This window comes from Microbacterium sp. WCS2018Hpa-9 (assembly GCF_031843745.1).
Classification (GTDB): domain Bacteria; phylum Actinomycetota; class Actinomycetes; order Actinomycetales; family Microbacteriaceae; genus Microbacterium.
Genome location: NZ_JAVTIY010000002.1, coordinates 22,218 through 40,815, shown reverse-complemented (window position 1 = coordinate 40,815; position 18,598 = coordinate 22,218). Strand labels below are relative to the sequence as shown.

At 69.5% G+C, this 18,598-nt stretch carries 12 protein-coding genes; 8 read left to right on the top strand and 4 right to left on the bottom strand.

Features of this window, described 5'->3' with window-relative positions; translation table 11 throughout:
- Nucleotides 1–22 precede the first annotated feature (22 nt).
- Both RQG82_RS03965 and RQG82_RS03960 read right to left on the bottom strand, forming a co-directional pair.
- Nucleotides 23–736 carry a hypothetical protein gene (locus RQG82_RS03965; RefSeq protein ID WP_311257837.1) on the bottom strand — a complete coding sequence of 238 codons (714 nt, stop codon included), beginning with the start codon at nucleotides 734–736 and terminating at the stop codon, nucleotides 23–25.
- Nucleotides 737–801: 65 nt separating this feature from the next.
- Nucleotides 802–1,647 (bottom strand): NAD(P)-dependent oxidoreductase, encoded by an 846-nt coding sequence (locus tag RQG82_RS03960; RefSeq protein WP_311257836.1) that lies wholly within the window; start codon nucleotides 1,645–1,647, stop codon nucleotides 802–804.
- A 57-nt stretch (nucleotides 1,648–1,704) separates the two neighbouring features.
- Here RQG82_RS03960 and RQG82_RS03955 point away from each other — a divergent pair, with 57 nt between their 5' ends.
- The 5 genes from RQG82_RS03955 to RQG82_RS03935 all read left to right on the top strand — a co-directional run bounded on the left by RQG82_RS03955 (nucleotide 1,705) and on the right by RQG82_RS03935 (nucleotide 7,919).
- Nucleotides 1,705–2,718 carry a LacI family DNA-binding transcriptional regulator gene (locus RQG82_RS03955; protein ID WP_311257835.1) on the top strand — a complete coding sequence of 338 codons (1,014 nt, stop codon included), beginning with the start codon at nucleotides 1,705–1,707 and terminating at the stop codon, nucleotides 2,716–2,718.
- 368 nt (nucleotides 2,719–3,086) lie between these two features.
- Nucleotides 3,087–3,806: an L-ribulose-5-phosphate 4-epimerase gene (locus RQG82_RS03950; protein ID WP_311257834.1), complete on the top strand. Its 720-nt coding sequence runs from the start codon at nucleotides 3,087–3,089 to the stop codon at nucleotides 3,804–3,806.
- On the top strand, nucleotides 3,803–5,404 hold the full coding sequence (locus RQG82_RS03945) for an FGGY-family carbohydrate kinase (RefSeq protein WP_311257833.1): 1,602 nt from the start codon (nucleotides 3,803–3,805) through the stop codon (nucleotides 5,402–5,404). The genes RQG82_RS03950 and RQG82_RS03945 overlap by 4 nt, the downstream gene beginning before the upstream one ends.
- Nucleotides 5,405–5,433: 29 nt before the next feature.
- On the top strand, nucleotides 5,434–6,957 hold the full coding sequence (gene araA, locus RQG82_RS03940; RefSeq protein WP_311257832.1) for an L-arabinose isomerase: 1,524 nt from the start codon (nucleotides 5,434–5,436) through the stop codon (nucleotides 6,955–6,957).
- Nucleotides 6,957–7,919, top strand: coding sequence for an aldose 1-epimerase family protein (locus tag RQG82_RS03935; RefSeq protein WP_311257831.1), 963 nt, complete (start codon nucleotides 6,957–6,959; stop codon nucleotides 7,917–7,919). The genes araA and RQG82_RS03935 overlap by 1 nt, the downstream gene beginning before the upstream one ends.
- 223 nt (nucleotides 7,920–8,142) lie before the next feature.
- On the opposite strand, the gene RQG82_RS03930 is transcribed toward RQG82_RS03935, so the two are convergent.
- A complete protein-coding gene (locus RQG82_RS03930) occupies nucleotides 8,143–8,808 on the bottom strand; it encodes a type 1 glutamine amidotransferase domain-containing protein (RefSeq protein ID WP_311257829.1) in 666 nt (221 codons plus the stop codon).
- A 94-nt stretch (nucleotides 8,809–8,902) separates the two neighbouring features.
- Between RQG82_RS03930 and RQG82_RS03925 the strand changes: the two genes are divergently transcribed.
- The gene (locus tag RQG82_RS03925) at nucleotides 8,903–9,802 is read left to right on the top strand and encodes a LysR family transcriptional regulator (RefSeq protein WP_311257828.1); all 900 of its coding nucleotides are present in this window, start codon (nucleotides 8,903–8,905) and stop codon (nucleotides 9,800–9,802) included.
- 192 nt (nucleotides 9,803–9,994) lie between these two features.
- Here RQG82_RS03925 and RQG82_RS03920 read toward each other — a convergent pair whose 3' ends face one another.
- Nucleotides 9,995–10,582 (bottom strand): antibiotic biosynthesis monooxygenase, encoded by a 588-nt coding sequence (locus RQG82_RS03920; protein WP_311257827.1) that lies wholly within the window; start codon nucleotides 10,580–10,582, stop codon nucleotides 9,995–9,997.
- Nucleotides 10,583–10,783: 201 nt separating this feature from the next.
- On the opposite strand from RQG82_RS03920, the gene RQG82_RS03915 reads away from it, so the two are divergent.
- Both RQG82_RS03915 and pulA read left to right on the top strand, forming a co-directional pair.
- The gene (locus RQG82_RS03915; protein WP_311257826.1) at nucleotides 10,784–11,968 is read left to right on the top strand and encodes a thiolase family protein; all 1,185 of its coding nucleotides are present in this window, start codon (nucleotides 10,784–10,786) and stop codon (nucleotides 11,966–11,968) included.
- A 539-nt stretch (nucleotides 11,969–12,507) separates the two neighbouring features.
- Nucleotides 12,508–18,516, top strand: a complete 6,009-nt coding sequence (gene pulA / locus RQG82_RS03910; protein ID WP_396653566.1) for a pullulanase-type alpha-1,6-glucosidase — start codon at nucleotides 12,508–12,510, stop codon at nucleotides 18,514–18,516.
- Nucleotides 18,517–18,598: the final 82 nt, after the last annotated feature.

Below are 18,598 nucleotides of genomic sequence, written 5' to 3'. Positions count from 1 at the left end.
TCGGGTCCGGCCGTGCCGTCGCTCACCCGACTATGAGCTTGCGCTGCTCCTCAGTCAGACCATCCAACCGTCCTCCGGGAAGGACGTCGGTGAGTTCCCCAGTTGCGCGCGATCCCAGGAACGGCCAGATCTGTTCGCCAGGGTCGGATGGGTTGGTGACGATGAACCCCTGAGGGCTCAGGAGGGGCCATCGGGGTTTGCCGGCCGCCTCTGCGTCGCCTGGCTCGACTCGATACTCCTCGGACACCTGTAGCTGTTCTGGGGTCAACTCGTCGTCGAGATATGCCACCACGTCGAGGTCTCGGGGCAACGCATCGGCGACCTCTCGGGGATCCGACGACGGAGAGATCACGGGGATGTAGACGATGTCCCCCGGCTGCAGCGATGTCCCGTCCTTCGCAGTGACCTCGGTGACCTCGACTTCGGCGAGGAGGGCTGCACTGACGGGTGTTCCGGTGGCGGTCGTGACCTTGTCTCCCGCGAGCCAGCGGTGCACGGTGCCGGTAACCACAGCCGCGGAGCGTTGGCCGAGGTCTGTGGTGTTCTGGAAGACGATGGTCGAGACCGCACTGACGTCGAGAGACATGAGTAACTCAGCGGCGTCAGATTGTGTTGCTTCCTGCGCGACAGATACCGGTGCTGGGTGGGTTCCTGGCGCCATCGCGCACGGGCTCAGTAGCAGTGCCAATGCCGGCACGGCCGCGAGGCTGATTCTGTAGAAACCGCGCTGTTCCATGCGCCGACACTACCCACGGCTTGGCGAGATACCGGAATGCGGTGGGGCTGGGCGCGGCCCTCGGATCAAGCGTGGTCGCGCCAGGAGTGCTGCGGGTCGAAGCCCAACACACGCCGCGCCTTGTCGATCGACAGCAACGTCTCGTTCGGGCCGAACTCCCGCGCGACCGGCACGTCGGGGAAGACCTCGGCGAGCAGCTCGGCGTTCGGCCGCGACATCACCGTGTCGGCCGCCGCGATGATGAAGTTGTCGAACCCGGGTGCCGCCACCTCGAGCGCACGCTCCACGGCCTGCGCACCGTCGCGGGCGTCGATGTAACCCCAGAGGTTCCACTTGCGGCGCAGAGCGTCGGCATCGAAATCGGGGAACTCGGCGTAGTCCTCCGAGTTCATCACATTCGAGAACCGCAGCGCGGTGATCGACAGGTCGGGATGCCAGCGCACGAGCTCGGTCGCCAGCTGCTCCTCGAGCGTCTTGACCAGTGAGTACACCGATTCGGGGCGGGCGGGGTAGTCCTCGTCGACCGGCACGTAGGGCGGCGGCACGTCGAACGGCAGGCCGAGCACGGTCTCGCTCGACGCGTAGACCACGCGACGGATGCCGAGGCGCACCGCGGCCCAGAAGACGTTGAACGTCGCGGGCATGTTGTTGTGGAAGGTCGCGACATCGCTGCGGATGCCGGGGGCGGGGATCGCCCCGAGGTGCACCACGGCATCGATGCCGTCGTGTCGATCGCCGACGGCCGTGAAAGCATCCACGACCTGGCCGTAATCTGTCAGGTCGACCTGCACGAAGTCGGGGCCGCGGACCCCGGCGACATCCATGCCGATGACCTCGTATCCGTTGGCGCGGAGTTCCCGCGCGACGACGCTGCCGAGCTTGCCCGATGATCCGGTGAGTGCGATGCGCATGTCACCAGAGTGGCACGAAGGCGAGGCGCCGGGGCCGCTCGGCATACACTCGTCGGCGTGAGTGACACGAGCAGCGAGCCCCGCCGCACCGTCGGAGTGCGCGATGTCGCGGTGCTCGCCGGAGTCTCTCGGCAGACGGTGTCGCGGGTGCTGAACGACCACCCCGAGGTCGCCGCCGAGACCCGCGAACGGGTGCTCGCCGCGATGGCCGAGCTCGGCTACCGCATGAACAACGCCGCTAGAGCGCTGGGCACCCGGCGCTCCCGCACGCTCGGCGTACTGGCCACCGACGCGCTGCACTACGGGCCTTCGCGCAGCATCGCCGCGCTCGAGGCGTCGGCCCGCGAGGTCGGCTACTGGCTGAGTGCGGCTTTCGCGGATGCGGGTGATGCGCAATCCGTCGTCGCCGCGGTCGATCACCTCGTGATGCAGGGGGTCGAGGGCATCGTCGTCGTCGCCCCGCACGCCCACACGCTCGACGCCCTCGATGAACTGCGCATCGACGTGCCGATCGTGACCCTGCATGCGGCCGACCGGGGAGCCCGCGGCCTCTCGGTCGACCAGGCGGCCGGAGCCAGGCTGGCCGTCTCGGCGCTCGCCGATGCCGGACACACGCGCATCGCGCACCTCGCCGGCCCCGCCGACTGGCTCGAGGCTGAGTCCCGCACGCAGGGGTTCGCCGCCGAGCTCGCTGCACGTGGACTCGCGGCCGGACCCGTGTTCGAGGGTGACTGGACCGCAGGCTCGGGCTACGCCGCGGTCGACGCCGTGCGGGAATCGGGAGTGACAGCCGTGTTCGCGGCGAACGACCAGATGGCGCTCGGGCTGCTCGGCGGTCTGCACGAGGCCGGACTCGCGGTGCCGGGCGACATCAGCGTGGTCGGCTTCGACGACACCCCGGATGCCGCCTACTACTGGCCGAAGCTCACGACGGTGCGGCAGGACTTCAGCGAGCTGGCGCGCCGCGCGGTGGCGGCGGTGCTCGCGGGCGGCGACGGAGCGACGGCATCCGACCTCGCTCCCGTGGCGCCCGTGCTCGTGACCCGGGCGTCGATCGCGCCGCCCCGGTGAGTGCCGCCCCGGTGAGCGCCGCCCCGGTGCTGGGTCGATATCGCACGTGCCGGGCGATGCGGGGTCAATTCTGCACGTGAATACGCCGTTTCCGATGCGAAAGTGACCCCGTTCGGGGCGTGGGATGCGAAAGTGACCCCGTTCGGGTCGTGGGATGCGAAAGTGACCCCGTTCGGGTCGTGGGATGCGAAAGCGACCCCGCGTGCAGCAGTGGCGGGTCGTGGGATGCGAAAGCGACCCCGCGTGCCGCAGGGGCGGGGCGAAGAGGTGCGGGGCGCCGAGCGGGCACCCCCATCTTGACGGCCCACGGCCCCCGTGACACACTTCTGTGACCGGTCACAGTGACCACCGACGACCCTGAGGTACCCGTGAGCAACGAAGCCCCCGTCTTCTCCGCCGAGATCGATGCATCGATCCAGGCCGTCCGCGAGGATGTCGCCCGCCTGCACGCCGAACTGGTGCGCAACGGCCTCGTCGTCTGGACCGGCGGCAACGTGTCGGGCCGCGTGCCCGGCGCCGATCTGTTCGTCATCAAGCCCTCGGGCGTGAGCTACGACGACCTCGCCCCCGACAACATGATCCTCTGCGACCTCGACGGCGCCGTCATCCCGGGCTCGCCCGGCAGCGAGCGTTCGCCCTCGAGCGACACCGCCGCCCACGCCTACGTCTACCGCCACATGCCCACCGTCGGCGGCGTCGTGCACACCCACTCGACGTTCGCGGTGGCCTGGGCAGCGCGCGGCGAAGAGATCCCGTGCGTCATCACCGCCATGGCCGACGAGTTCGGTGGCCCGATTCCGGTGGGCCCCTTCGCGATCATCGGCGACGACTCGATCGGACGCGGCATCGTGCAGACCCTCAGCGGTCACCGCAGCCGCGCGGTGCTCATGCAGAACCACGGCCCCTTCACGATCGGAGTCGACGCGAAGGATGCAGTGAAGGCCGCCGTGATGGTCGAAGACGTCGCCCGCACCGTGCACTACGCACGTGAGGCCGGCCCACTCATCCCGATTCCGCAGGAGGCGATCGACAGCCTCTTCCACCGATACCAGAACGTCTACGGACAGAATTCGGACGCCCGCCGATGAGCGATACGACCACCAGCGCCGCCCGCGACGACATCCTCGCCGCCCGCACGAGCCTCGGCATCGAGCTCGGGTCCACGCGCATCAAGGCCTGCCTGATCGGGTCGGATGCCACCGAGGTGCTCGCCACCGGCTCGTTCGCCTGGGAGAACCGACTCGAAGACGGTCTCTGGACCTACGCGATCGACGAAGTCTGGGCAGGCCTCCAGTCCGCGTATGCCGCACTCGTCGCCGACGCCCACGAGCGTCATGGCGTGCGCCCCGAGACCTTCGGCGCGATCGGCATCTCGGCCATGATGCACGGCTACCTCGCGTTCGACGCGCAGGGCGAGCTGCTCGTGCCGTTCCGCACCTGGCGCAACACCAACACGGGCGCGGCCGCCGCCGAGCTGACCGACCTGCTCGGCGTCAACATCCCGCTGCGCTGGTCGATCGCGCACCTGCACCAGGCGGTGCTCGACGGTGAGGCGCATGTGCCGCAGCTCGACTTCGTCACGACCCTCGCCGGGTACGTGCACGAGCGGCTCACAGGTGAGCGAGTGCTCGGCGTCGGCGATGCATCCGGCATGTTCCCGATCGACTCGAGCACCGGCGACTACGACGAGCGGATGCTGCAGGCCTACGACGCCCTTGCCTCGGGCCGCCTGCCCGCGAGCGCCAAGGACCTGCTCCCGACCGTCCTTCCCGCCGGGGCCACCGCCGGAACGCTCACCGCCGAGGGCGCAGCGCTCCTCGATCCGACTGGAGCGCTGCAGCCCGGCATCCCGCTCTGCCCTCCCGAGGGTGACGCCGGCACGGGCATGGTGGCGACGAACTCGGTGTCGCAGCGCACGGGCAACGTCTCGGCCGGCACGAGCATCTTCGCCATGGTCGTGCTCGAGCGCCCGCTCGCCGAGGTGCACCACGAGCTCGACCTCGTGACGACTCCGGCCGGAGACGCCGTCGCCATGGTGCACTGCAACAACGGTGCCAGCGAGCTCGCCGCCTGGGCGGGTCTCTTCACCCGGTTCACCGCCGCCGCAGGGCAGTCGCTGAGCGACGACGCGGTCTTCGACGTGCTCTTCCGCGAGGCGCTCGACGGCGAGGCGGATGCCGGCGGTCTGCTCGCCTACAACCACCTCGCAGGTGAGCCCATCGCCGGTCTCACCGAGGGGCGTCCGCTGTTCGTGCGCACGCCAGACAGCGCCTTCACGCTCGCGAACTTCATGCGCTCGCAGCTGTACGGCGTCTTCGGAACCCTCGCGCTGGGAATTCAGGTGCTCACCGCCGAGGGTGTCGAGCTCGATCGCATGTTCGCGCACGGTGGCATGTTCCGCACCGCCGGAGTCGCGCAGCGTTTCCTCGCCGGCGCGCTCGGCGCTCCCGTCGCGGTGGGCGAGCTCGCCTCCGAGGGCGGCGCCTGGGGCATCGCGGTGCTCGCGTCGTACCTCGCGCATGCCCATGCGCAGACCCTGGGCGAGTATCTCGACGAACAGGTGTTCGCGTCGGCATCCCTCTCGGTCGCCGACCCCGACCCCGCCGACGTCGCCGGCTTCACCTCCTACCTCGACCGCTACCGCGCCGGCCTCGCCATCGAGGCTGCCGCCGTCGACTCTCTCTGAACTCTCCCCGCCACACCGAAGGACCACTCATGCCCCGCACCCCGCTCACCACCTCGCTCGACGGCTACGAGGTCTGGTTCCTCACCGGCAGCCAGCACCTCTACGGCCCCGAGACGCTCGCGCAGGTCGCCGAGCAGTCGCAGCAGATCGCCCGCATCCTCGATGAGGCGGGCGAGGTGCCGGTGAAGATCGTCTGGAAGCCCGTGCTGACGGATGCCGCGGCCATCAAGCGCACCGCGCTCGAGGCCAACGCCGACGACAGGGTCATCGGCCTGATCGCGTGGATGCACACGTTCAGCCCCGCGAAGATGTGGATCGCCGGTCTCGACGCGCTGCAGAAGCCGCTCGCCCACCTGCACACGCAGGCGAACGTCGAGCTGCCGTGGGCCGACATCGACTTCGACTTCATGAACCTGAACCAGGCGGCGCACGGCGACCGCGAGTTCGGCTACATCCAGACGCGTCTCGGCGTGCCGCGCAAGACCGTGGTCGGCCACGCGAGCGACCCGCGCGTTCGCCAGGAGATCGCCACCTGGCAGCGCGCGGCGGCCGGCCTCGCGGCATCCCGTTCGCTCAAGCTCGCCCGTTTCGGCGACAACATGCGCTTCGTCGCCGTGACCGAGGGCGACAAGACCGAGGCAGAGCTGCGCTTCGGCGTGCAGGTCAACACGTGGGGCGTGAACGACCTGGCGGATGCCGTCGCCGCGGCATCCGACTCTGAGATCGACGCCCTCGTGGCCGAGTACGAAGAGCTCTACGAGGTCGTGCCCGAGCTGCGTCGCGATGGTGAGCGCCACCAGTCGCTGCGCGATGGAGCCGCGATCGAGATCGGTCTGCGGACGTTCCTCGAGGAGGGCGGCTTCGGCGCCTTCACCACCTCGTTCGAAGACCTCGGTGCACTCAAGCAGCTGCCCGGTCTCGCGGTGCAGCGCCTGATGGCCGAGGGCTACGGCTTCGGCGCCGAGGGCGACTGGAAGACCGCGATCCTGGTGCGTGTCGCCAACGTGATGGGCGCCGGGCTGCCGGGTGGAGCGAGCCTCATGGAGGACTACACCTACGACATGACCCCCGGCGACGAGCTGATCCTGGGCGCGCACATGCTCGAGGTCTCGCCGTCTCTCACCACGGCGAAGCCGACCCTCGAGATCCACCCGCTCGGCATCGGCGGCAAGGACGACCCGGTGCGCCTGGTCTTCACCGCCGACCCCGGCCCCGCGATCGTCGTCGCACTCAGCGACATGCGCGACCGGTTCCGCCTCACCGCGAACGTCGTCGAGAACGTGCCGCCGCGCCAGTCGCTGCCCAAGCTGCCGGTCGGCCGCGCCGTCTGGAAGCCCCAGCCCGACTTCAACACCTCGGCCGCCGCGTGGCTGACCGCCGGTGCCGCGCACCACACGGTCATGTCGACCGCCGTCGGGCTCGAGGCCTTCCGCGACTTCGCCGAGATGGCCGAGGTCGAGCTGCTCGTGATCGACGACGCGACCACGCTGCCCGAATTCCAGAAGCAGGTGCGCTGGAACCAGGCCTACTACCGACTCGCGCAGGGGCTGTGATGACGCTGGGTTCTGCAGCCGTGACCGAGTTCGCGACCGCAGCGGCGCAGCCGCGCTCAGGGAGACAGCTGCGCATCGCCGGTCACGGCTATGAGGCCATCATCGCGAGCGTCGGCGCATCGCTGCGCGTGCTGACCTTCGACGGACGCGATCTGGTCGTGCCGTTCGAGGCCGACGAGGTCAGGCCCGGGTACCGGGGCACCACCCTCGCACCGTGGCCTAACCGCATCGTCGACGGTCGCTACACGTTCGGCGGCACCGAGCATCAGCTGGCGCTCACCGAACCCGCCCGAGGGCAGGCGCTGCACGGTCTGCTCGCGTGGGCCGAGTTCGAGGATCGCCTCGTGCTCGACGACCGCGTCGTGCTCGCGGCCGTGATCGAACCGCAGACGGGGTACCCGTTCCGCGTCGAGGTCGAGACCGAGTACCGCATCGACTCCGACGGACTGCATCAGACCGTCACGGCGCACAACCTCGGGGCGGATGCTGCGCCCTGGGGCACCGGACCGCATCCGTATCTGGTCGCCGGCCCCGACGGGCGGGTGGACGACTGGACGCTCACCCTGCCGGCATCCGAGGTGCTGACCGTGACGCCCGACCGGCTGAGCCCGGTGGCCGTCGAGGGTGTGGCCGAGCATCCGCAGTGGGACTTCCGCGCTGCGCGCCCGATCGGCGACGTCTTCATCGACCACGCGTTCACCGGCCTCGCCCGCGATGGAGGGGTCGCGGAGGTGCGGCTGGTGACGGATGCCGGAACCGGCGTCGCGATGTCGTTCGACGGCCGCTGCCCGTGGGTGCAGGTGCACACGGCAGACAACCCCGGGATCGACGCGATCCATCGCATCGGCCTTGCGGTCGAGCCGATGACCTGCCCGCCCGATGCCTTCAACTCGGGAACCGACCTCGTCGTGCTCGAACCCGGCGCCACGCACGCCGCATCCTGGCGGATCTCCGCCGTCTGACTCGCGCCGCGGTGGGTGTCGTGTGATGCGGTGCGGGGCCAATTTCGCACCCGGGGTCCGGTGCGGGGTCAGTTTCGCACCGGAATCGGACGTTTCCGGTGCGTAACTGACCCCGCGTGGGTGCGTGCGGTGCGGAACTGACCCCGCACCGAAAGCCCGGTGCGCAACTGACCCCGCACCAGCCCGCCAGGGCGTGGGCGCGAAGAGCCGCGCCGACGACCCGTCAGGCGAGAGCTGCGACCAGGGCCTGGGCGGCGGATGCCGATGACTGCGGGTTCTGTCCGGTGATGAGCAGTCCGTCGACGATCGTGTGATCGCTCCAGGGATCGGTGACCTCGACGTCCGCGCCGAGCGACCGCAGCGAGGTCTCGAGCAGGAAGGGCGCGCGGTCCGCGAGCCCGCCGATGCGCTCCTCCTCGTCGGAGAAGCCGGTGATGCGGCGTCCGGCGACGATCGGCTCACCAGCGGAATCGAGCGCGGGCAGCAGTGCGGCGAGACCGTGGCAGACGGCGGCCAACGGGCGGCCTGCGGCGACGGTCGCCGAGATGAGCGCCGCCGAGTCGGCATCGACCGCGAGGTCCTGCATGGGGCCGTGGCCGCCGGGGTAGTAGACCGCCGCGTAGTCGGCGCTGTCGACGTCGGCGAGCACCAGGGGAGTGGTGAGCCCCGAGATCTGCGCGAGCGCAGCCGCATCGCCTTCGCTCAGGCTGGCCGCGTCGGCCACCGGCTCGACACCTCCGGGAGTTGCGAAGACGACGTCGTGCCCCGCTGCGGTGAGCAGGCGATAGGGGGCGAGCAGTTCTTCGGCCCAGTAGCCGGTGGGGTGCTCGGTGCCGTCGGACAGGGTCCAGGTGCGGGCGCCGGTGACGACGAAGAGGACGGATGACATGGTTGCTCCCAATGGATCGGACGGCGGATGCCGTGCGGATGCGATATCCGGGACAACCGTGAGCACAGGGGCCTGATTCCGATAGATTCCCGATATGAGCAATCGGAATCCCGATGGGCTGCAGGACCTCGGACTGTGGCGCACCTTTCTCGCGGCGCATCGGTCGGGATCGGTATCAGCGACGGCCCGAACACTGGGGCTCGCGCAGTCGTCAGTGACGACGCAGCTGCAGTCGCTGGAGGCGAGCGTCGGCGAGCCGCTGTTCGTGCGTCACGCTCGCGGCATCCGTCCGACGCCCCGCGCCGACGAGCTGGCCGCCCGACTCTCGGGTCCTCTCGACGCGCTGGCGGATGCTCTCGGCACCCGCCCCGCCGCCGAACCGCCGATCGTGCGCCTGGGTGGCGCCGCCGAGTTCCTGGCAAGCGTCGCCGCGCCCGCACTCGCCCCCGCTGTCGCCGATGGGCTGCGGCTCGCGGTGACCACCGGCCTGGCCGACGACCTGCTCGAGCAGCTCAAGGTCGGCAGCCTAGACCTCGTGATCTCGGCGGTGCGTCCACGAGGGCGCGGACTGCCGACCGTGCCGTTCTTCGACGAGGAGTTCGCACTCGTCGCCGCGCGAGCGCTGGCCATCGCGCGTGCACCTGTCCTCGCGCCGGACGCTCTCACCGACACGCCTCTGCTGGCCTACGACCGCGACGTGCCGATCCTGCGCCGGTACTGGCGGCATGTCTTCGGCATCCGTCTCGACCGGGAGCCCGCGCTCGTCTTCCCCGATCTGCGTGCGCTCGCCGCCGCTGCCGTCGCCGGCGCAGGCGTCACCGTGCTGCCGACCTACCTGATCGCCGACGAGCTCGCCGACGGGAGGCTCGTCGACCTGCGTCCGACCGAGGACCCGCCGATCAACACTCTGCATCTGGTGCGACGACCGGGGCCGCTGGCCGAGGGGGTCGCGGTCGTCGAACAGGCGCTGCGCGCCGCCGTCGCCGCCCTCTGACCCCGTCTCGGGGATGCTCGATCCGTGCGGGGTCAGTTCTGCATTCGCCCGCTCGTGCGGGGTCAATAGCGCATCCGAAACGTCCGATTCCGGTGCGTAGTCGACCCCGCACGGCGGATGCTCTGCCGCCGTGCAGGGGCGGGTTCGCACCCGGCATCTGGTGCGGGGGCAGACGCGGCTGTCAGCCGAGCCTCAGCGGTTGAGCCAGTGGCGCAGCGAACGAGTGACCCACGGCAGCACCCAGTAGGTCATGATCGGCGTCAGCACGACCGTCGTGGCGAGCACGCGCAGCCAGATCGGCAGCTCGTTCCAGCCGGGGATCGGGCTCATCGCATAGGTGAACGCGAGGTTCAGGGGGAAGAACCCGAGCCAGATCGACACGGCCTGCTTCCAGCGCGGGGGAGTGCTGACCATCGCGACGGTGGTCGTCGAGCCGTCGGCCCGGGGGAGGGTGATGGTGTCTGTGGTCGGCTCGTCGAACCAGCCCTCGATGCCGCTGCGGCGCCGCACGCGCTCGCTGCGCACGAACTGCTCGCCGGTCGACTTCCACCACTCGCGCTCGCCGGACTGCTCCCAGGCGACCAGCGACTTCTCGTCGGAGAACCGGTAGAGCATGTGCCAGACGTGCGAATCCTCGCCGTCGCGCACCCATCCGGATCCGAGGAACCCCGGGTATCGGTGGGCGAGATTCACGCCGGTCTGCACCCAGGCAGTGGCCTCGGCCACATGCTCGGGGTCGAGCTCGCGGCGGATGGAGACGGTGATGGGTTCGCTGGACATGGTGGGTCCTCGGAGAGTGCGGTCGCCCGGATCACGGGCGCCTCGACGGTGGGGGGATGCGCCAGGGTGCGGGCGCATCAACGATTGTATTTCGGATGCCGGGGGTCACCGCCTGTTTTCGCGGCGCGCGAAGACGGCATCCCGCCACCCGATGTCGCCGTCTCCGCGACTCGACCCCGCGACAGGGTGAGAATAGGACGCATGAGCACGCGCAGCGAAGCCGTCCTGATCGATGTCGTCCGCACCCCCGTCGGGCGGGGCAAGCCGGGTGGTGCCCTGTCGGGCGTGCATCCCGTCGATCTCGCAGCGGGCGCGCTCGCCGCGATCCTCGAGCGCAGCGGTCTCGACTCGCGGCAGATCGACGACGTGCTTCTCGGCTGTGTGAGCCAAGTGGGCGACCAGTCGTCGAACATCGCCCGACAGGCGGTGCTCGCCGCGGGCTTCGACGAGTCGATCCCCGCCACGACGATCGACCGTCAGTGCGGGTCGAGCCAGCAGGCGGTGCACTTCGCCGCGCAGGGCATCATCGCCGGAGCCTACGACGCGGTCATCGTCGGCGGCGTCGAGTCGATGAGCCGAGTGCCGCTCGGGTCGTCCGCGGCCGGTGGAAGCCCGATGTCGCCCCGACTGCGGGAGCGCTACCCCGAGGGGCTCGTCAACCAGGGCGTCTCGGCCGAGCTCATCGCCCAGCGCTGGGGCCTCGATCGTGCCGCCCTCGATGAGTACGCGGCGGAGTCGCATCGCCGCGCCGCGGACGCCTGGGCGGGCGGCTTCTTCGACCGCACGATCATCCCGGTCGCGGAGGCACCGGATGCCGTTGCCGACGAGACCGTCCGCCCGGGCACCACGGCAGAGGGGCTCGCGGGGCTGAACCCGGCGTTCCGCACCGACGCGCTCGCCGCCCGCTTCCCCGAGGTCGACTGGCGCATCACCCCCGGCAACTCCTCACCGCTCACCGACGGGGCATCCGCCGCTCTGCTGATGAGCGCCGAGCGGGCCGAACAGCTGGGCCTCGCCCCGCGCGCGAGGTTCCACGCGTTCACGGTGGTCGGCGACGACCCGCTGATGATGCTCACAGGGCCCATCCCCGCCACGCGGCGCATCCTCGAGCGCACCGGACTCACGATCGACGACCTCGACGCCTACGAGGTCAACGAGGCATTCGCGTCGGTGCCGCTCGCGTGGGCCGCCGAACTCGGGGCGGATGCCGCGAAACTCAACCCCCGAGGGGGAGCGATCGCCCTCGGGCACGCTCTCGGATCGTCGGGCACCCGCCTGCTCGGAACCCTCATCGATCAGCTCGACGCGGTCGGAGGGCGATTCGGCCTGCAGGCCATGTGCGAGGGCGGCGGCATGGCGAACGCCACGATCATCGAACGACTGTAGCTCCCGCATCCGCCCCGTCGCTCCCCTCTCCGGCCTGGCATCCGCCGCATCCGGCCTCCGCCGCACGCTTGGCGAGTCGATGCGAGCCAGCGAAGTCCAGATCCGGAGAATTCGGACTTGCGAAGCGCACACGGACTTGCCAAGCGCCCGCACGGAGACAGACAAGACAGAGAAGACCCCCGCCGACCCGATTCGGCGGGGGTCTCTTCGGGAGCAGACGCTCACCGTATGCGCGGATGACGTGACTACCCGATCCGGTCTGAGTCTGTGTCCGCGCATGTGCAGTTGTAGTCGGCGAAGGTGTCCGGGCGGTGAACGCGGCGAGAAATCCTCATCGTCAAGGATTCACCGCGATGGAAGCGCTTGCGACTTTCGGCCAGCGGTGTCTCGCGAGCCCCTGACTTTTCGCCAGAGCATTCCTGCAAGCGCTTGCAGTCCGCGATCTCACCCTGCTAGCTTCACTCGCAAGCCTTCGGACACGTCGTCGTGTCCGCCCGCCACCCAGGGAGCATCACTTGTTCAAGCCGGCTCGGTCGAAGATGACCGCCTCACGTCCGCTCGCCCTTCTCGCCGCCACCGCGCTCGTCGTCTCGGGGTTCGGCGCAGCCGGTGCTCTCGGCGGCTCGCCCGCCTCCGCCGCCGATCGAACCGTGGCCCTCGTGGGCTCGCTGCAGTCCGAGCTCGGTTGCGCGGCGGACTGGGCTCCTGACTGCGCCGAGACCGAGCTCGAGCCCACGGGCGCCGAAGGCATCTACTCCGCCGAGTTCGAGGTGCCGGCGGGCACCTGGCAGTACAAGGTCGCCGTGAACGACGGTTGGGACGAGGCGTATGGCCTCGACGGCGGCGCCGACGACATCCCGCTGACGGTGGCCGGCCCCACGACCCTCCGCTTCACGTTCGACGACACGCTCAAGCGCGTCGGCCTCGAGGCGACCGACCTGCGCGGCGGCTACACCGCAGACGACGACGCACTCATCAAGAGCCCGGCACGCCAGGCAGGAGCGGGCGAGCAGTTCTACTTCGTGATGACGGATCGCTTCGCGAACGGCGACACCACGAACGACACCGGCGGTCTCGAGGGTGACCGGCTCACGACCGGGTTCGACCCCACCGACAAGGGCTTCTATCAGGGTGGCGACATCGCCGGCATCCGCGACAACCTCGACTACATCGAAGGCCTCGGTACGTCGGCGATCTGGCTGACGCCGAGCTTCGCCAACAAGCCGGTGCAGGGCGAGGGGGCGAACGCCTCGGCCGGGTACCACGGCTACTGGATCACCGACTTCACGCGCATCGACCCGCACCTCGGCACCAATGAGGAGCTGCAGGCGCTGATCGCCGACGCGCACGCCCGCGGCATCAAGGTGTACTTCGACATCATCACGAACCACACGGCCGACGTGATCGACTACACCGAGGGCCAGTACTCCTACATCGATCAGACGACGAGCCCCTACACCGATGCTGCGGGCACGGCGTTCGACCCGGCCGACCACGCGGGCACCGACGGCTTCCCCGAGCTCGACCCCGCGACGAGCTTCCCCTACACGCCGGTGGTCGCCGACAGCGAGACCGACGTCAAGGTGCCCGCCTGGCTGAACAACCCCTCGCTCTATCACAACCGTGGCAACTCGACCTGGTCGGGTGAGTCTGTGACCTATGGCGACTTCGACGGACTCGACGACCTGATGACCGAGCACCCGACGGTCGTCAACGGCTTCGTCGAGGTGTACGACAAGTGGATCGACCTCGGCATCGACGGATTCCGCATCGACACCGTCAAGCACGTGAACTTCGAGTTCTGGGAGAAGTGGACCGCCGATGTCCTCGACTACGCGCATGAGCAGGGCAACGACGACTTCTTCATGTTCGGCGAGGTCTACGACGCCGACCCGGTGAAGCTCGCCCCGTACGTGCGGGACACCGACATGAACTCGATCCTCGACTTCACGTTCCAGTCCTCCGCCGTCAGCTATGCATCTGGCAATTCGGCCAAGGGCCTGCAGTCGCTGTTCGCGGGCGACGACCGCTATACGACGCCCGATTCGTCGGCCACGGCGCTTCCCACCTTCCTGGGCAACCACGACATGGGCAGGGTCGGGTCCTTCCTGCAGTCGACGGATGCTCCGCTGGCGCGCGACGAACTGGCGCACGAGCTCATGTTCCTCACCCGCGGCCAGCCCGTCGTCTACTACGGCGACGAGCAGGGCTTCACGGGCGCCGGCGGCGACAAGAACGCCAGGCAGTCGCTGTTCGCCACCCAGGTTGCCGAGTACGCCGACCAGAATCTCATCACCGGCGAGCAGGCAGGCTCCGTCGATCGCTTCGCGACGGATGCCGCGCTCTACGAGCACATCGCCGCGCTGTCTGACCTCCGTGAGTCGAACCCGGCGCTCGGTGAGGGTGCCCAGATCGAGCGCTACGCGGCATCCGGCGCCGGCGTCTACGCCTTCTCGCGGGTGGATGCCGACGACAAGGTCGAATACCTGGTCGCGGTGAACAACGCGGCGACCGCACAGACGGTCGACCTCGCGACGCTGACCGCCGACGCCTCGTACGAGGTGCTCTACGGTGATGCCTCACCGCTCACCACGGATGCCGGTGCGGCCGCCTCGATCACGGTGCCGGCACTGTCGGCCGTGGTGTGGAAGGCCGACTCCACCGTCACGGCGCCGACCGAGGCGGCATCCGTCTCGGTGTCCGCGCCGGCCGCCGGTGCCGGCGTCTCCGGACAGTCGGCCGTGCAGGCCGACATCGCCGACCAGTGGGCGCAGACCAGCTTCGCCTGGCGTGTCGTCGGCTCTGACGAGTGGCAGGCCCTCGGTACGGCAGAGGACACGGATCCGCGCGTCTTCCACGACATCCGCGATCTCGCGAACGGCACGCTCGTCGAGTATCGGGCGGTGACCACGGATGCCGCTGGCAATCACGCCGCCGCCTCGACCTACGCGTCGGTCGGCAACGCCGTGACGCTCGAAGTGGGCGAGGAACCCGAGTCGCCCATCGACATGGTGACCGTGCCAGGCAGCCTCAACTCCGAGTTGGGCTGTGCGGGCGACTGGGACCCGGCGTGCGAGAAGGCCAAGCTGACCCTGCGCGCCGACGGGGTGTGGGCCGGAACGTTCGACCTGCCGGCCGGCGACTACGAGTACAAGGCCGCGGTGAACGGCAGCTGGGCGATCAACTACGGAGCGAACGGTGTGCCCGACGGCGCGAACGTCACGCTCACCCATGCAGGCGGGCCGATCACCTTCTATTTCGACCCGCGCACGAACATCGTGCAGTCCACGGCCGACGGCCCCATCGTGACGCTGCCCGGCTCCCTGCAAGACGAGCTCGGCTGCGCGGCCGACTGGTCGCCCGACTGCCTCGGCACACTGATGGCCGATGGTGACCGTGACGGCGTCTACGAGTTTTCGACGGCGGATCTGCCCACCGGCGCGTATGAGCTCAAGGTCGCGCACGGTCTGAGCTGGGCCGAGAACTACGGCGCCGACGGAGTGCCGGGCGGCGCGAACATCTCGTTCAGTGCCACCGAGGGCACGGTGACGTCGTTCCGCTACACGCTGGCGACGCACGTCCTCGAGGTGGGCAGCGACACCCCGCAGCTCCCCGGCACGGGGGAGCAGCGCGCGCAGTGGGTCGATGCCGAGACGATCGCCTGGCCGGCGACCCTCGGGCCCGTCGACAAGGCGGCCTACCAGCTGTACTCCTCGTCCGACGCCTCACTCACGGTGGTCGACGGCGACATCGCCGGCGCCGAGCCGATCGCGCTCGAGGTGATCGAGGGCGGCCTGACCGATGAGCAGCTCGCCCGATTCCCAGCACTCGACGGCTACCTCGCCCTGCGAGTGACGGATGCCGATGCTGCGGCGCTGCTGCGCACGCAGCTCGCGGTCGCCCAGCGTGACGAGGCGGGCGCGCTCACGGCGTTCACCGGTGTGCAGATCGCGGGCGTCCTCGACGACCTCTATGCCGCCGCGCTCGACGATGTCGACCTCGGCGTGACGTTCTCAGGCAAGAAGCCGACGTTCCGGCTGTGGGCGCCGACCGCGCAGAGCGCGACGCTGCTCACCTGGAACGAGGGCGCTGAGGGCGACCCCGTGCGCCACGAGGCCACGTGGGATGCGGCCTCCGGTGTGTGGTCGGTCGCGGGCACGAAGGACCTCAAGGGTGACGAATTCCTCTGGGAGGTCGTCGTCTATGCCCCGACCACCGGCGTGATCGAGACCAACCAGGTCACCGACCCCTACTCGACCGCCCTCACGCTGAACTCGCAGCGTTCGGTCGCCATCGATCTCGACGACAAGGCCTGGCAGCCGAAGCAGTGGCAGAAGGCCGAGTCGCCGGTCGTCGACCGCGCGGTCGACCGTGCGATCTACGAGCTGCACATCAGAGACTTCTCGATCAGCGATGAGACGGTTCCGGCCGCGGAGCGCGGCACCTACCTGGCCTTCACCCGCGACAGCGCGGGCACCGACCAGCTGAAGCAGCTCGCGGATGCCGGCATCAACACCGTGCACCTGCTGCCCTCGTTCGACATCGCGTCGATCGAGGAAGACAGAGCGGCTCAGGCGGTGCCCGACTGCGACCTCGCCTCGTTCGGCCCCGCCGATTCGGCGCAGCAGGCGTGCATCCAGGCCGTCGCCGACGCCGACGGATTCAACTGGGGCTACGACCCGTACCACTACTCGACGCCCGAGGGCTCGTACGCGGTGAACGCCGAGGGCGGCGCACGGGTGAGCGAGTTCCGGTCGATGGTCGGTGCGCTGCACGACATGGATCTGCAGGTCGTGCTCGACGAGGTGTTCAACCACACGGCGGCATCCGGTCAGGCCGAGAAGTCGGTGCTCGACCAGGTGGTTCCGGGCTACTACCACCGGCTCAATGCCGCGGGCGGCGTCGAGACCTCGACGTGCTGCCAGAACGTGGCGACAGAGCACCTCGCCGCGCAGAAGCTCATGGTCGACTCGATCGTGACGTGGGCGCGCGACTACAAGGTCGACGGCTTCCGGTTCGACCTCATGGGGCACCACTCGACGACGAACATGCAGGCGATCCGCGACGCGCTCGACGCACTCACGCTCAAGAAGGACGGCGTCGACGGTTCGGCGATCCACCTGTACGGCGAGGGCTGGAACTTCGGCGAGGTCGCCGACAACGCCCTGTTCGAGCAGGCCGCGCAGGGTCAGCTCGGGGGCACCGGCATCGGGACGTTCAACGACCGGCTGCGCGATGCCGTGCACGGCGGCAGCCCGGTCGACTCCTCGTCGACGTTCCGCCAGGGCTTCGGCACCGGTCTCGGCACCGATCCGAACGGCGATCCGATCAACGGCACCGACGAGCAGGCGCTCGCCGACCTCGGGCACGAGACCGACCTGGTCAAGCTCGGGCTCGCGGGCAACCTGCGCGACTTCTCGTTCACGACGAGCGACGGCGCGGTGACCGCAGGCGACGGCATCGACTACCGCGGCTCGGCGGCGGGCTATGCCGACCAGCCGGACGAGGTGATCAACTACGTCGACGCGCACGACAACGAGACGCTCTACGACCTCTCAGTGCTCAAGCTGCCGGTGGACACCCCGATGGCCGACCGTGTGCGCATGAACACCCTCGCGCTCGCGACCGTGACGCTCTCGCAGTCGCCCTCGTTCTGGCACGCGGGCACCGAGCTGCTGCGGTCGAAGTCCCTCGACCGCAACAGCTACAACTCGGGCGACTGGTTCAACCGCATCGACTGGACGGGGCAGGAGTCGACGTTCGGCTCCGGACTCCCGACCGCGGCCGACAATGAAGAGAAGTGGCCGATCATGGCGCCGCTGCTCGCCGACCCCGCGCTCAAGCCGGCCGCTGCCGACATGGCGGCAGCCGAGGCATCCGCTCTCGATCTGCTGCGGGTGCGCGAAGAGGTCGACCTGCTGCGTCTCGGGTCCGCCGAGCTGATCCAGCAGAAGGTCACCTTCCCGAACGGCGGAGCAGCCGCGGCGCCGGGCGTGATCCTCATGCAGATCGACGACCTGGTCGGGCAGGATGCCGACGCAGAGCTCGACGGAGCACTCGTCGCGTTCAACTCCTCACCCTCGCCGGTCACGCAGACGGTGGCGGGCCTGGCCGGGCGATCGTTCGCGCTGACGCCGGCCCAGGCGAACGGAGCGGATGCCGTGGTCAAGACCACGACGTGGGATGCCGCGACCGGCACCGTGACGATCCCCGCTCGCTCGGTCGCCGTGCTCGTCGACGACCAGGTGCAGCCGATCGACACCCGGGTTCGTGCCACGTCGGACATTCTCGTGAAGGCGGGCAAGAGCGCCTCCGTGAAGGTGACGGTCACCGCCGACGACGACAGCACCCCGGTGGGCACCGTGACGGTGCACGACCGCGGAAAGGTCGTCGCAACGGTCGAGCTGACGCCGTCGGACAAGGGCAAGGTCACGGTCTCGGTGCCCAAGCTCAGTCGTGGCATTCACCTGCTCACGGTGCGATTTGAAGGCACGGAACCGTGGCAGGACTCGCGCGGTTCGCGCAGTCTGCCCGTGATCGTCTACTGAGATCGAGGGGGGCGGCGGTGCGCCGCACCCCTCGATCCGGCCGTCGGCGACCAGTGATCACCGACTCGGGACCACCGCGTCG